The 14,574-nt window shown below is 72.9% G+C and carries 12 protein-coding genes; 8 read left to right on the plus strand and 4 right to left on the minus strand.

Going from position 1 to position 14,574, the window contains the following annotated elements; genetic code table 11:
* Positions 1-127 precede the first annotated feature (127 nt).
* From ACIP8W_RS24655 to ACIP8W_RS24670, 4 genes are all read left to right on the plus strand, one after another.
* Positions 128-2,986 (plus strand): GNAT family N-acetyltransferase, encoded by a 2,859-nt coding sequence (locus ACIP8W_RS24655; RefSeq protein WP_402204648.1) that lies wholly within the window; start codon positions 128-130, stop codon positions 2,984-2,986.
* 104 nt (positions 2,987-3,090) lie between these two features.
* The gene (locus ACIP8W_RS24660; protein ID WP_402152412.1) at positions 3,091-3,690 is read left to right on the plus strand and encodes a DUF5998 family protein; all 600 of its coding nucleotides are present in this window, start codon (positions 3,091-3,093) and stop codon (positions 3,688-3,690) included.
* Positions 3,690-4,886, plus strand: coding sequence for an alkaline phosphatase family protein (locus tag ACIP8W_RS24665; protein WP_401949305.1), 1,197 nt, complete (start codon positions 3,690-3,692; stop codon positions 4,884-4,886). The genes ACIP8W_RS24660 and ACIP8W_RS24665 overlap by 1 nt, the downstream gene beginning before the upstream one ends.
* Positions 4,887-4,953: 67 nt before the next feature.
* Positions 4,954-5,604 (plus strand): thymidine kinase, encoded by a 651-nt coding sequence (locus ACIP8W_RS24670; RefSeq protein WP_401949308.1) that lies wholly within the window; start codon positions 4,954-4,956, stop codon positions 5,602-5,604.
* Positions 5,605-5,631: 27 nt separating this feature from the next.
* Here the strand turns inward: ACIP8W_RS24670 and ACIP8W_RS24675 are convergent, their stop codons facing one another.
* Entirely contained in the window at positions 5,632-6,408 is a 777-nt protein-coding gene (locus tag ACIP8W_RS24675; protein ID WP_401949311.1) for a VOC family protein, read from the minus strand.
* Between the two features lie 186 nt (positions 6,409-6,594).
* Here ACIP8W_RS24675 and ACIP8W_RS24680 point away from each other — a divergent pair, with 186 nt between their 5' ends.
* Complete coding sequence (locus ACIP8W_RS24680; protein WP_401949314.1) at positions 6,595-7,419, plus strand: sulfurtransferase; 825 nt, start codon at positions 6,595-6,597, stop codon at positions 7,417-7,419.
* 115 nt (positions 7,420-7,534) lie between these two features.
* Here the strand turns inward: ACIP8W_RS24680 and sepH are convergent, their stop codons facing one another.
* Complete coding sequence (gene sepH, locus ACIP8W_RS24685; RefSeq protein WP_402204651.1) at positions 7,535-8,581, minus strand: septation protein SepH; 1,047 nt, start codon at positions 8,579-8,581, stop codon at positions 7,535-7,537.
* A gap of 453 nt (positions 8,582-9,034) precedes the next feature.
* Between sepH and ACIP8W_RS24690 the strand changes: the two genes are divergently transcribed.
* Positions 9,035-9,907: a hypothetical protein gene (locus tag ACIP8W_RS24690; RefSeq protein ID WP_402152409.1), complete on the plus strand. Its 873-nt coding sequence runs from the start codon at positions 9,035-9,037 to the stop codon at positions 9,905-9,907.
* Between the two features lie 24 nt (positions 9,908-9,931).
* Here the strand turns inward: ACIP8W_RS24690 and ACIP8W_RS24695 are convergent, their stop codons facing one another.
* Both ACIP8W_RS24695 and ACIP8W_RS24700 read right to left on the minus strand, forming a co-directional pair.
* Positions 9,932-11,254 carry a D-arabinono-1,4-lactone oxidase gene (locus tag ACIP8W_RS24695; RefSeq protein ID WP_401949322.1) on the minus strand — a complete coding sequence of 441 codons (1,323 nt, stop codon included), beginning with the start codon at positions 11,252-11,254 and terminating at the stop codon, positions 9,932-9,934.
* Positions 11,211-12,461: an MFS transporter gene (locus ACIP8W_RS24700; RefSeq protein ID WP_401949325.1), complete on the minus strand. Its 1,251-nt coding sequence runs from the start codon at positions 12,459-12,461 to the stop codon at positions 11,211-11,213. The genes ACIP8W_RS24695 and ACIP8W_RS24700 overlap by 44 nt, the downstream gene beginning before the upstream one ends.
* A gap of 129 nt (positions 12,462-12,590) precedes the next feature.
* Between ACIP8W_RS24700 and ACIP8W_RS24705 the strand changes: the two genes are divergently transcribed.
* Positions 12,591-13,718: a ferrochelatase gene (locus ACIP8W_RS24705; RefSeq protein WP_402152403.1), complete on the plus strand. Its 1,128-nt coding sequence runs from the start codon at positions 12,591-12,593 to the stop codon at positions 13,716-13,718.
* A gap of 11 nt (positions 13,719-13,729) precedes the next feature.
* Positions 13,730-14,545 (plus strand): inositol monophosphatase family protein, encoded by an 816-nt coding sequence (locus tag ACIP8W_RS24710; RefSeq protein WP_402152400.1) that lies wholly within the window; start codon positions 13,730-13,732, stop codon positions 14,543-14,545.
* Positions 14,546-14,574: the final 29 nt, after the last annotated feature.

The raw sequence follows: 14,574 nt of genomic DNA on the forward strand, positions 1-14,574 counted from the left end.
AAAAGTCTTAAAAACGGTGTCCGCTCCAGACTCTCATGTGCGGGGCAGGGCCTCCCCGTCGGCCCCGGACCGCCCGCGGGTCGCCGCGGGACCGGCCGTTGTCGTACCCCCGCCGTAGGCTTCGGTCATGGAAACGTCGTCGTCCGACCACGCCTACCCCGCCCACTGGGAAGCCGATGTGGTGCTGCGCGACGGCGGCACCGCCAGGATCAGGCCCATCACCACCGGGGACGCGCGGAGGCTGGTCAGCTTCTACGAGCAGGTGTCCGACGAGTCGAAGTACTACCGCTTCTTCGCCCCCTACCCCCGCCTCTCCGACCGGGACGTGCACCGCTTCACCCATCACGACTACGTGGACCGGGTGGGGCTCGCCGTGACGGTGGGCGGCGAATTCATCGCGACCGTGCGGTACGACCGCATCGACGCCGAGGGGCTGCCCGCGTCGGCCCCGGCGGACGAGGCGGAGGTCGCGTTCCTCGTCCAGGACGCGCACCAGGGGCGCGGGGTCGCCTCGGCCCTCCTCGAACACATCGCGGCGGTCGCCCGTGAGCGGGGCATCCGGCGCTTCGCCGCCGAGGTGCTCCCCGCCAACAGCAAGATGATCAAGGTCTTCCGGGACGCCGGATACACCCAGCGGCGCAGCTTCGAGGACGGTTCCGTACGGCTCACGCTCGATCTCGAACCGACCGCCGAGTCCCTCGCCGTCCAGCGCGGCCGGGAGCAGCGCGCCGAGGCGCGTTCGGTGCAGCGGCTGCTGGCACCCGGTTCCGTCGCGGTCGTCGGCACCGGCCGGGCGCCGGGCGGCGTCGGACGTACGGTCCTGCGCAGCCTCGCCGCCGGCGGCTTCACCGGCCGGCTGTACGCGGTGAACAGCGCGTTCCCCGAGGAGCGGGCCGAGATCGACGGCATCCCGGCCTTCCGCTCGGTCGCGCTGACCGGCGCCCCCGTCGACCTCGCGGTCCTCGCCGTGCCCGCCGAGCGGGTGCCCGAGGCGGTCGCGGACTGCGGCGGACACGGCGTACAGGGCCTGGTCGTCCTCTCCGCCGGTTACGCGGAGAGCGGCCCCGAGGGCAGGGCGCGCCAGCGCGAGCTGGTGCGGCAGGCCCGTTCGTACGGAATGCGGATCATCGGGCCCAACGCGTTCGGGATCATCAACACGGCCGACGCCGTCCGGCTCAACGCCTCCCTCGCGCCCGATCCGCCGGACCGGGGACGCATCGGGCTGTTCACCCAGTCGGGCGCGATCGGTATCGCCCTGCTCGCGGGGCTCCACCGGCGCGGCGCCGGACTGTCGTCCTTCGTCTCGGCGGGCAACCGCGCGGACGTCTCGGGCAACGACATCCTCCAGTACTGGTACGAGGACCCCGACACCGATGTCGCCCTGCTCTACCTCGAATCCATCGGCAACCCGCGCAAGTTCACCCGGCTCGCCCGGCGTACGGCGGCGGTGAAGCCGGTCGTCGTCGTCAAGGGCGCGCGCCACAGCGGCAGCGAGCCGCCCGGCCACGCCGTCCCGGCCACCCGTATCCCGGACAGCACGGTCTCGGCCCTGTTCCGGCAGGCCGGGGTGATCCGCGTCGACACGGTCACCGAGCTGGTCGACGCGGGTCTGCTGCTCGCCTCGCAGCCCCTCCCCGCCGGGCCGCGCGTCGCCATACTGGGCAACTCCGAATCCCTCGGCCTGCTCACCTACGACGCCTGCCTCACCGAGGGGCTGCGCCCGCTGCCGCCCCGCGATCTGACCACCGCGGCCACCCCGGAGGATTTCCGGGCCGCCCTCGCCACGGCCCTGGCCGACCCCGTCTGCGACGCCGTCGTCGTGACCGCGATACCGCACGTCGGCGAGGTCGGCGCGCTGGACCACACGGACGGCGGGGCCCTGGGTGCCGCCCTGCGCGAGGCGGTGGGCGGCGCTCAGGTGAAGCCGGTCGCGGTGGTCCATGTGGAGATCGGCGGGCTGGCGGAGGCGCTCTCGGAGCCGGCACCCGGGCCCGAGCCCGCCTCAGGGGCGCAGGTCCCCGCTCCCGCTTCGGGGGCGCCCGCCCCCGAGCCCGCCCCCGAGCCCGCCTCAGGGGCGCGTGCCCCGGAGCCCGAGGCCCCCGTCGTACCGAGGCGGATCCCCGCCTATCCCGCCGCCGAGCGGGCCGTCCGGGCGCTGGCCGAGGCCGTCGGATACGCGCAGTGGCGGCGCCAGATCGCCGAGCCGGGGAAGATCCCCGAGTTCCTCGACGACGCCATCGACGAGAGCGCGGCCGCCGAGCTGATAGCCACGCTGCTCGACGGCGCCCGCGACCCGCACGGCATCCCGCTCAGCGCCGAGGACACCCACGGACTGCTGGCCCTGTACGGCATCCCCGTGCGCCCCGTCCTTCCCGCGCCCGGCCCCGACGAGGCGGTGGCCGCGGCCGGCGGCCTCGGCTATCCCGTCGCCCTCAAGACGACCGCGCCGCATCTGCGCCACCGCTCCGACCTCGGCGGTGTCCGGCTCGACCTCGCCGACGAGGCCCAACTGCGCCTGGCCTACCGCGAGCTGACCGAGACGCTCGGCACCCCCGCCGAGCTGCGCCCCGTGGTCCAGGCCATGGCCCCGCGCGGGGTGGACACCGTCATACGGGCCGCCATCGACGCGGCGGCCGGGGCCGTTCTCTCCTTCGGGCTGGCGGGCGCGCCCTCCGAGCTGCTCGGGGATCTCGCCCACCGGCTCGTGCCCGCCACCGACCGCGACGCCGCCGAGCTGATCCGCTCCATTCGGACGGCCCCGCTGCTGTTCGGCTGGCGCGGCTCGGCGCCCGTCGACACCCCCGCCCTGGAGGAACTGCTGCTGCGGGTCTCCCGGCTGGTCGACGATCACCCCGAGATCGTCTCGGTCGCCCTGGAGCCCGTCGTCGTGGCCGCACACGGCCTCTCCGTGCTCGGCGCGAGCGTCCGGCTGGCCCCGCCACCGGCCCGTGACGACCTGGGGCCGCGCAGGCTCCCGAGCTACTGAGCGGTGCGCGGGTGAGGTGGCCGTGGCGGTGCCGGAGCGCGCGGAGGGGAATGCCGCACCCACGGCGTCTTCCGCAGCCATCCGGCCACCGTAGGATGGACCCCATGGCGAAGACCGGTACGACGACCCAGGGGCTGCGCACGGCGATCGAGCGCAGCGGCTACTACCCGGCTCTCGTGGCCGAGGCGGTGGAAGCCGCCGTAGGTGGCGAGCCGATCGCGTCGTACCTGATCCACCAGGAGACCACGTTCGACGCGAACGAGGTGCGTCGGCATGTCACCGTGCTGGTGCTGACCGCCCACCGCTTCATCGTGAGCCACACCGACGAGCAGGCCGCGGACGCCAGCTCCCCGACCCCGTACGCGACCACCTCCACCGAGTCGGTCAAGATCGACCGGATCTCCTCGGTCGTGGTCAGCCGGGTCGTGGCCAACCCCGAGGCGTACAAGCCCGGCACGCTGCCGCGCGAGGTCGTTCTCACCATCGGCTGGGGCGCCGTATCCCGGATCGATCTGGAGCCCGCAGCCTGTGGCGATCCCAACTGCGAGGCGGACCACGGCTACACCGGCAGCTCCACGGCCGACGATCTGAGTCTGCGTGTCAGCGAGGCCGGGGACGGCCCCGACACCGTCCGTCAGGCGCTCGTCTTCGCCCAGGCGCTGTCCGAGGCCATCGCCGCGACCACCGCGGCGGCCGGCCGCTGATGGCCGCCCAGCCCGTCTGGCAGGACCCCGTCCCGCTCGCCCTCGACAGCGCGCCGCTGCCCGAATACGGCAGCGGCTCGCTCGCGGATCTGCTGCCCACGCTCGCGGCAGGCCAGGGCGTACCGAATCTGACCGCGGCCATTCCCGAACTGACCCCCGCCGACCGGAACTGCGTCTTTCTGATCGACGGTCTCGGCTGGGAGCAGATCGTGGCACACCCGGACGAAGCGCCGTATCTCACCTCGCTCCTCCCCACCTCGCGCGGCAACACCGGCCGCCCCATCACCGCCGGTTTCCCCGCCACCACGGCGACCTCCCTCGCCTCCGTCGGTACGGGACTGCCGCCCGCGGCCCACGGTCTGCTCGGGTACACCGTCCGTGACCCCGCGACCGGCGCGCTGATGAACCAGCTCCGCTGGAAGCCCTGGACCGATCCGCATGTGTGGCAGCCGTACCCGACCGTCTTCCAGCTCGCCCACGCGGCGGGCGTGTACACCGCCCAGGTGTCCGCCCCGGCCTTCCAGCACACCCCGCTCACCAAGGTCGCGCTCAGCGGCGGTTCTTTCCACGGCCGGCTCACCGGCGAGGAGCGGATGGACCTGGCCGCCGGCCAACTCGCGGCGGGGGACCGGTCGCTGGTCTACACGTACTACAGCGAGGTCGACGGCAAGGGGCACCGCTTCGGCGTCGACTCCGACGCCTGGCGCGGCCAGCTCATGTACGTCGACCGGCTCGTCCAGCGCCTCGCCGAGCAGCTGCCGCCCCGGTCCGCGCTCTATGTGACCGCCGACCACGGCATGATCGACATCCCCTTCGACGAGCGGTCGCGCATTGACTTCGACGAGGACTGGGAGCTGCGCGCCGGGGTCGCCCTGCTGGGCGGCGAGGGCCGGGCCCGCCATGTGTACGCGGTGCCGGGCGCCGTGTCCGACGTGCAAGCCGTCTGGCGCGAGGTGCTCGGCGAGCAGTTCTGGGTGGCGAGCCGGGACGAGGCCATCGCGGCGGGCTGGTTCGGAGCGCCCGGCGCGATGGACGAGCGGGTGTACGGACGGATCGGCGATGTCGTCGCCGCCGCCCACGACGATGTGGTCATCACCGCCTCCCGCCAGGAGCCGCACGAGTCGGCGATGGTCGGGATGCACGGCTCGATGACCCCCGTCGAGCAGCTCGTCCCCCTGCTCGAAGTACGCTCGTAGCCTTCCGCGGAGCCGAAGACATCCCCCGGAAGCCACCCCCCGAACACCGAAAGGCCGTCACCCCCTCATGCCAGAGCTGGTGTTCTTCTCCGGAACCATGGACTGCGGGAAGAGTACTTTGGCGCTACAGATCGGACACAACCGTTCGGCCCGTGGCCTGCAAGGTGTGATCTTCACCCGTGACGACCGGGCGGGCGAGGGAAAGCTCTCCTCCCGGCTGGGCCTGGTCACCGACGCGGTCGAGGCCGACGAGGGCATGGATCTGTACGCCTATCTCGTCGGCCGCATCACCCGCGGTGGCCGGGTGGACTATGTGATCGTGGACGAGGCCCAGTTCCTCGCCCCCGGCCAGATCGACCAGCTCGCCCGGGTCGTGGACGACCTCGAACTCGACGTCTTCGCGTTCGGTATCACCACCGACTTCCGGACGAAGCTGTTCCCCGGCTCCCAGCGCCTCATCGAGCTGGCCGACCGGATCGAGGCGCTTCAGGTGGAGGCGCTGTGCTGGTGCGGCGCCCGCGCCACCCACAACGCCCGCACGGTGGGCGGCGAGATGGTGGTCGAGGGCGCCCAGGTGGTGGTCGGGGATGTCAACCAGCTGGCGGACGAGGTCGGTTACGAGGTGCTGTGCCGACGCCATCACCAGCGCAGGATGACCAGCGCGACGGCTCGCGCGGGCGCGTTGTCACCGGACGTCCTGCCTGTCCCGTCCGGCTGATCGCGGGTCTCCCGGAAGCGCCGGAGGTCAGCGGGTGGCCGTCCGTACGATCGAGAAGACCGCGCCCTCCGGGTCGGCGACCGTCGCCCGCCGCCCGTTCGCACCCTCCCTCGGCGGCTGAACCACATGGCCGCCCAGTTCGGTGACCAGCTGGGCGGCGTCGTCGACATCGTTCACCTCGAAGTACGTCATCCAGTGCGAGCCCCGGTCGCGGCCGAGTGCCCGGCCCACACCGTGGAGCGAGGCGACCGGGCGGCCCTCCAGACACAGGGTCAGAAAGTCGAAGTCGGCGGAGACGACCGCCTCCACCTCGTACCCGAAGAGCGCTTCGTAGAACTTGCCGACCGTGGAGGTCTCACGGGTGATCAGCTCGTTCCAGACGGGGGTGCCATGGGCGCCCGCCACCGCCGTCCCGGTGTGCGCCGCCGCCTGCCAGATCCCGAAGACCGAGCCCGCCGGGTCCGAGGCTATGGCCATCCTGCCCGCCTCGGCCGCGTCCAGCGGACCGACTCCGACCGTACCGCCGCAGCTTCTGATCGTCTCTGCCGTCAGATCGGCGTTGTCCGTGGCCAGATAGGTCATCCAGGCGATCGGCAGATGACGGTCGGGGGGCAGTTGGCCGATGCCCGCGATCTCCTTGCCGTTGAGCAGCCCCCGGACATACGGTCCGAGCTGCTGGGGTCCCGGCTCGAACTCCCAGCCGAACAGCGTGCCGTAGAACTCCTCGGTCGCGGCAAGGCCGTGCACCATCAGACTCACCCAGCAGGGTGTGCCCGGTGTGCGCCGGATCGCAGCCTCGGTCATCGTCATTCTCTCCCTCGGGACCTTGAACGGCCGGATGGGGCCGGACGTGCGCCCGAGCAGATGCTTGCACCCGCCCGCGCGCGGCGCTCTGTGGCCGCGCCGCGTTTGGCGGGATCTCGATCGGGTGTTTACTGTCCGTTTCTCCCCGGTGACAACCTGGACGGCCCGTACGGGAGGATGGCGTCCATGACAGCCATCATCACCGCAGCCGAACTCGCCGGCGAGTCGGCCGGTCCGCGTCCGCCGGTCCTGCTCGACATCCGCTTCACGCTGGGCGGACCCCCGGGACGCCCGGAGTACGAGGCCGGGCATCTGCCGGGCGCCGTCTACGTGGACCTCGATACGGAGCTGGCGGGCCCGCCCGGCGTCGGCGGCCGGCATCCGCTGCCCGAGGTGGCCGCCTTCGGCGCGGCGATGCGCCGGGCCGGGGTCTCGCGGGACACCCCGGTGGTCGTGTACGACGGCGCGCTGGGCTGGTCGGCGGCGCGCGCCTGGTGGCTGCTGCGCTGGACGGGCCACCCCGATGTCCGGGTGCTGGACGGCGGGCTCGCGGCCTGGCCGGGGCCGCTCTCCACGGAGGTCCCCGAACCGGCGGAGGGCGATTTCGTCCCCGCCCCCGGAGCGCTGCCGCTGCTGGACGCGGACGGCGCGGCGGCGCTGGCCCGTGACGGACTGCTGCTGGACGCGCGGGCGGGCGAACGCTACCGGGGCGAGGTCGAGCCGATCGATCCGGTGGGCGGGCATATCCCCGGTGCGCTGTCGGCCCCGACATCGGAGAATATGGCCGAAAACGGCACCTTCCTCCCGGTGGAGGCCCTCGCGGCCCGCTTCGCCGCGCTCGGTGCCACCGGTACGGAGGTCGGTGTCTACTGCGGCTCCGGTGTCTCCGCCGCCCAGCAGGTGCTGGCCCTGGAGCTCGCGGGCATCCCGGCGGCGCTCTACGCGGGCTCCTGGTCCGAGTGGTCGGCGGACCCCGCCCGCCCGGTCGCCACGGGACCCGACCCCAAGTAGCCGTCGCCCAACGGGAGATCGGAGAGGCCCGTACCGCCGGGTGATGCGCCGGGCGATGAGTACGGGCCCCTCCGATTACGTACGTAGGTACGTGCTACTCCTGCGTAGGCCCGCGTCAGTCCTGCTTCTTGCGGCGCGTGCCGAACACGATCTCGTCCCAGCTGGGTACCGCGGCCCGTCTGCCGGGACGTACGCCATCGGCCTCGGCCTGCCGGTCCGTGGTCCCGGTGAGCCGGTCGCGGTGACCGGCGACCGAGCGCGGCATCAGCACGTCCGCGTACGCCGATCCGGCCGAGGCGGCGGGCGCCACCGGCTCCTCGGCGTCGGGGCCGTCGTCCGGGTCGCTCTCGCCGGGCTCGGACGGGGCGGCGCGATCGGGCACCACCATGTCGCCCCGGAAGCTCGGCACCGCTTCCAGCAGGCTGGTCAGGGAGTCCCGCTCGCTCGTCTCGTCCGGCTCGCCCGGCCGGTCCATCGGACGGTCGAGGGAACGGTCGCGCGGCAGCCGGGCGATCCTCGGTACGAAGGGGAAGCTCGGCTCCTTCGTGGTGACCGTGTCGTCCGTGTCGCCGATCAGCGCGCGCGCCTCGTCGTCCACGGCCTGGACGAGCCGCCGAGGCGGGTCGTACGTCCAGCTCGCGGAGTGCGGCTCACCGGCGACCAGATAGACGAGCAGGACTTCCCAGGTGCCGTCGTCGCGACGCCAGGAGTCCCACTGGACGCTCTCCTTCTCGGCGCCGCGCAGCGTCAGACGCTCCTGTACGGCCTCGCCGAGCTGGGGTCCGGTGTTCTCGCCGGGGCGGCGCACGGCGGTCTTCCTGGCCCGCTCGGCCATGAAGGCGCGCTCGGCGAGCACCGGTCCCTCGAAGCGACGGACCCGGTCCACCGGGATCCCGGCGTGCTGGGCGACCTCCTCGGCGGAGGCACCGGCTCGTATCCGCGCCTGGATGTCACGGGGCCTGAGATGGCTCTCGACCTCGATCTCGATCTGACCGAGGCGGGCTCTGTCGTTGCGGACGGCGGCACGGAGCCGCTCATCGATCGGCAGCGTGTATTCCGTGCTGTCGGCAGCTTTGAGCACCAGTCGTGTGCCGTCGTTGGAGACGGCCACGACACGCAGTTCGGGCATGGGGACCTCCCGGGTGGTGCCTGCCGACGTCACGTGCGTCGCTGCTTCCGCTAGTCGAGTGTGGCCTGCCCGGGTGCAGCCTGCCACAACCTTTCCGTGCTGCCCGGCGTGTCGGACATGATGCCCTGGATCGCCGGTGGCACGGTACCCCGTTGCGACGCAGGGTGACGGAAATCGTCACTCTGAGCAGCAGGCGTCCGTACGGTGCCGCGGCTCCGCCGGATCGAGTGCCACGTTCGGCCCCCTTCCCGTAGGTCCCGGACGCCCATGAGGGAGTCCGGCCCCAGGGCTCGCCACAGTACTCCATTCGGGCCACGCGGGTGGACGGCGCGCCGCCCGATTTCTCTTCGGCCTGGGCGGTTGGACACCGGAACATCCATGAGCGGGTGTCCTGCTTCACAGAATCCACAAAACCGGAACTTTCCGTTTCGCCCAGTTGTCCCTTCTTGGTGCAAGGCGGGACAGATGGACAAGCGGGGACGGTAGATGGATCAGGGGCTGGGCAGCGGTACACGGGCGGAAGAGAACGGGGTACGGAAGGAGCGGCGGCTTGATCTGAACGTGCCGCAGGTCGCGGGCAGCGCGCTCGCGGCGGTCGCGGCGGCGGTGCTCGCCTCCCGGCTCGGGGTGTACGGCACGATCATCGGCGCGGGCGTGGTCAGCGTGGTCGCCACCTGCGGCGGTTCGGTCTTCCAGCATCTGTTCCGGCGCACCGGCGAGCAGCTCAGAGAGGCCACCGTCCAGGCCGCGCGGCAGGGCGGGCGCCGGACCCCGCGGGCCGCGCGCCGTGAGCCGGACGCCCCCGACCCGGCCGGGGCCGACGGGGAGTTCGGCCGGGCCACCACACACGGCACACGGGTCCGCGGCTGGAAACGCCCCGTCGTCGCGGCCGCTGTCGTCTTCGGGGCGGCGATGGCCGGTATCACCGGGTACGAGCTGATCTCCGGCCAGGACCTGAGCGGCGGCGCCGGTACGACCGTGGGCTCCGTCGTCGGAGGCGGCGCCGCCCGGTCCGTACCCCACCCGGATCCGGCGGTCACGTCCTCCCCGGAGCCGGGCCGGGAGCGGACACCGGACGCCACCGCCACTCCGGGCGGCGCCGGTACGGACGCGAGCGCGTCGCCCGACGCCGGGCCGAGCACGGGGAGCGGCCAGGACAGCGGGGCCACGGACCCGTCGCCCACGCCGACCCCGGCCGCCACCGGTTCGGACACCTCGGGCTCCGGGGGCGGGACGCCCTCCGCCGGCTCCACGCCGACGCCCACCGCCTCCGACGCCTCCGGGGGCGCGACGGCCGGCGGCGACAGCGGCGCCACCACCGGGCAGGACACCGGAACGGGCACCTCCGGCGGCCGGTGACCGCGGGTGGCGGGAGGGCGGGGCTCAGTCGCCCAGGACCCGCCGCAGATAGTCGTTCCCGAACAGCCGGTCCGGGTCGAGCCGGTCCCGTACCGCCGTGAATTCCGCGAAGCGGGGGTAGGACGTGGCCAGATACTCCGCGTCCCGGGTGTGGATCTTCCCCCAGTGCGGGCGGCCGCCGTGCGCGGTCATGATTCGCTCCACGGCGGTGAAGTACGAGCGGTGCGGAGTGCCCCGGTACAGATGCACCGCGATATAGGTGCTCTCCCGGCCCGAGGCCGTCGAGAGCGTGATGTCGTCGGCGGGGGCGGTCCTGACCTCCACCGGGAAGCTCACCTTCAGGGGCGAGCGCTCGATCATCGCCCTGACCTCGCGCAGCGCCTCGATCGCGGTCTCCCTCGGCAGCGCGTACTCCATCTCCACGAACCGCACCCGGCGCGGTGAGGTGAAGACCTTGTAGGGAATGTCGGTGTAGGTACGGGCGGAGAGCGCGCGGCTGGAGATCCTGGCGAGGGCGGGGATCGTCGCGGGCACGGTCCGGCCCAGCGAACAGGCCAGCTGGTAGACGCCGTTGGAGAGGAACTCGTCCTCGATCCAGGCCCCGACGCGGCCGGGCGGGGCGGCGGGGCCCGCGCTGCGGTTGTTGCGCTTGGTGTTGCAGTTGCCGGTGTGCGGGAACCAGTAGAACTCGAAGTGCTCGTTCTCGGCGACGTGTTGATCGAACTCGGCCGTGACCCGGTCGAAAGTCATCGGCTCCTCACGGGCCGTCAGCAGGAAGACCGGCTCCACCGCGAAGGTGACAGCGGTGACCACGCCCAGCGCTCCGATCCCGATCCGGGCGGCGGCGAAGACCTCCGGGTTCTCCTCGGCCGAGCAGCGCAGCAGCGAACCGTCCGCCGTGACCATCTCCAGGGCGCGGATCTGCGCGGCGATCGAGGCCGAGTCGCGGCCGGTGCCATGGGTGCCGGTGGAGATCGCGCCCGCGACGGTCTGCTCCATGATGTCGCCCATGTTGGTGAGCGACAGCCCCTCCCTGGCGAGCGCCACGTTCAGCCGCTTCAGCGAGGTGCCCGCCTCCACCGTGACCGTACCGGCGGCCCGGTTCATCTCCCGGATACCCGTCAGCAGATCCGGGCGTATCAGCACACCGCTGGTGGCGGCGGTGGCGGTGAAGGAGTGGCCCGTGCCGACCGCCTTGACCCCGAGCCCGTCCTCGGCGGCCCGCCGTACCACCTCGGTCAGCTCCGCCACCGAGGCCGGGGCGACCGTCCGCGCCGGCCTGGCCGTGACCGTCCCCGCCCAGTTACGCCACGTGCCGCTCGTCGTGCTTGTCCGGTTCCTGGTCATCCGCCCCGCGCCCTCCCCGAATCGCCACCGGCCCGCGCAGCCGGCGATACCCCAGGAACGCCACCACGGCCGCGACCGCGCCCGCCGCGACGGGCACCGTGTACCCCGCCCTCGCCCCGGCCGCGTCCACCACCCAGCCGGCGGCGGACGAGCCGAGCGCCGCGCCGACCGCGAGCCCGGTACTGGTCCAGGTCATGCCCTCGGTCAGCTTGGTGCGCGGTACATGCGCTTCGACAAGGGCCATGGTGGTCACCATCGTCGGTGCGATGGACAGGCCCGCGACAAAGAGCGCCACGGCCAGAAACGGCAGGTTCCCGGCCAGTTGGAGGGGGATCATACTCACGGCCATCGCGCAGACACCCACCAGCCACCTTCGCGCGGGCGGCCCGGCCGGATGCAGCACCCCGAACACCACGCCCGCCAGACACGACCCCAGGGCGTAGACCGCCAGCACCAGACTGGCCGCGGCCTTGTGGCCCCGCTCGTCGGCGAAGGCGACCGTCACCACCTCGACGCCCCCGAAGATCGCCCCGGTCGCCACAAAGGTCGCCACCAGCACCCGCAGCCCCGGGGAGCGCAGCGCGGACTCCCCGGTGTGCTGCTCACGCGGCTGCGGTACGGGCTCGGTGGCGCGCTGCGCCGTCAGCCAGAGGACCCCGACGACCAGGAACACCGCCGCCAGCAGCGGCCCCGCCGCCGGGAACCAGGCCGTCGAGAGCCCGATGGAGACGATCGGGCCGACGATGAAGCACAGCTCGTCGACGATCGACTCCCAGGCGTACGCGGTGTGCAGCTCGCGCGGGGCGCCCCGGTAGATCGCCGCCCACCGCGCCCGCACCATCGCGCCCAGGCTCGGCACCGCGCCCGCGCCCGCCGCGAAGACGAACAGGGTCCAGTCGGGCGCGCCCCCCTGCGCGCAGAGCAGCAGCCCCGCGACCGACGCCACCGCGATCAGCGTCGCCGGGCGCAGCACCCGGGCCTGGCCGTGCCGGTCGACCAGCCGGGAGATCCACGGCCCGAGGACCGCGGCCGACATGGCGAGCATCGCCGAGAGGGCCCCGGCCAGTCCGTACCGGCCGGTCAGCTGGGAGATCATCGTCACGATGCCGATGCCCATCATGGCCAGCGGCAGCCGGCCGATCAGACCGGCGGCGCTGAACTTCCTGGTGCCGGGGACGGCGAAGATCGCTCTGTAGGAACTGGGCAACGGATGCTCCGTAAGGAATGAATCTGGCCCGACAGCTTACGGCCGTGTACGGGCCCGGCGCCCCGGGTTTCCGCGCGGGCGGCCGGGGCTGCTGTCGCGTGGCCGGAGGCGGATGGCAGGATTCGGCACATGCCGGAACAGCACGCGAATTCCCCGTACGACGCTCTCCTTCTGCTGTCCTTCGGAGGCCCCGAGGGGCCGGACGACGTGGTTCCGTTCCTGGAGAACGTGACCCGGGGCCGTGGCATCCCCAAGGAGCGGCTCAAGGAAGTGGGCCAGCACTACTTCCTGTTCGGCGGGGTCAGCCCGATCAACGAACAGAACCGCGCCCTGCTCGACGCCCTGCGCAAGGACTTCGCCGGACACGGCGTGGACCTGCCGGTCCACTGGGGCAACCGCAACTGGGCGCCCTACCTCACCGACACCCTGCGCGAGATGACCAGGGACGGCCACCGCCGTATCGCCGTCCTCGCCACCAGCGCGTACGCCTCCTACTCCGGCTGCCGCCAGTACCGCGAGGACCTCGCGGGCGCGCTCGCCACGCTGGAGGCCGAAGGGCTCACCCCGCCCCGGGTGGACAAGCTGCGCCACTACTTCAACCACCCCGGCTTCGTGGGCCCCATGGTCGACGGCGTGCTCGCCTCGCTCGCCGACCTGCCGGAGGAGGTCCGCGCGGGCGCGCACCTCGCCTTCACCACCCACTCCATCCCGGACGCCTCGGCCGACACCTCGGGACCCGTCGAGGAGCACGGAGGGGGCGGCGCCTATGTGGCCCAGCACCTCGATGTCGCCCGGGTGATCGTGGACGCGGTCCGCGAGGAGACCGGGATCGATTACCCCTGGCGCCTCGTCTACCAGTCGCGCAGCGGCGCCCCGCACATCCCGTGGCTGGAACCGGACATCTGCGACCACCTGGAGACGCTGCGCGACGAGGGCGTCCCGGCCGTGGTGATGGCCCCCATCGGCTTCGTCTCCGACCACATGGAAGTCCTGTACGACCTGGACACCGAGGCCACCTCCAAGGCCGCCGAGCTGGGGCTCCCGGTCCGCCGCTCGGCCACCGTGGGCGCCGACCCGCGCTTCGCCGCCGCCGTACGCGACCTGCTCCTGGAGCGCGCCGCCGTCGAACGAGGGCTGGAGGTCGAGCGCTGCGCCCTGGGCGCGCTCGGCGCGGGCCACGACCTCTGTCCGGTCGGCTGCTGCCCGGCCCGCGCGCCCAAGCCCGCGGCCGCGGGCGCCGACAGCCCGTACGCCTGAAGGAGCCCGCAGTGACCGACGCGACCGCGTCCGACGCCCTGACCGCCGAGCTGCTCGCCCTCGCCCTGGAGGCCGCCCGCCGGGCCGGGGCGCTGCTGCGGGACGACAGGCCGGACGACCTGGCCGTCGCCGCCACGAAGTCCAGCCCCGTCGACGTCGTCACCGAGATGGACATCGCCGCCGAGAAGCTGATCACCGGCTATCTGGCCGAGCACCGTCCCGACGACGGCTTCCTCGGCGAGGAGGGGGCCGGCTCGGCCGGCTCCAGCGGGGTGCGCTGGGTCATCGACCCGCTGGACGGCACCGTCAACTATCTGTACGGCCTGCCCACCTGGGCCGTCTCGATCGCCGCCGAACGGGACGGCGAGACGCTCGTCGGGGTCGTCGAGGTCCCGATGCGCCGCGAGACCTTCCGCGCGGTGCTGGGCGGCGGCGCGTTCCTCGGCGACCGGAGCATCTCCGCCCGCCCGGCCCCGCCGCTGGAACAGGCGCTGGTCTCCACCGGCTTCAACTACGTCAGCACCGTCCGTGCCCACCAGGCGGAGGTCGCCCAGCGGCTGATCCCGCTGCTGCGGGACATCCGGCGCGGTGGTTCGGCCGCCGTCGACCTCTGCGATGTCGCGGCGGGCCGGCTGGACGGCTACTACGAGCGCGGGCTGCACCCCTGGGACCTGGCGGCAGGGGCCCTCATCGCCCGCGAGGCGGGCGCGCGGACCGGCGGACGCCCGGGAGGCCCTCCGGGCTTCGAACTGACCGTGGCGGCCGCTCAGGGCGTCTTCGAGCCCCTTCAGGCGTTGCTGGAGGAGCACGGCGCCTGGCACGACTGACCACGACCGCACACGGGCGCACGGAAGGC

The organism is Streptomyces sp. NPDC088554, assembly GCF_044752945.1.
Taxonomy (GTDB): domain Bacteria; phylum Actinomycetota; class Actinomycetes; order Streptomycetales; family Streptomycetaceae; genus Streptomyces.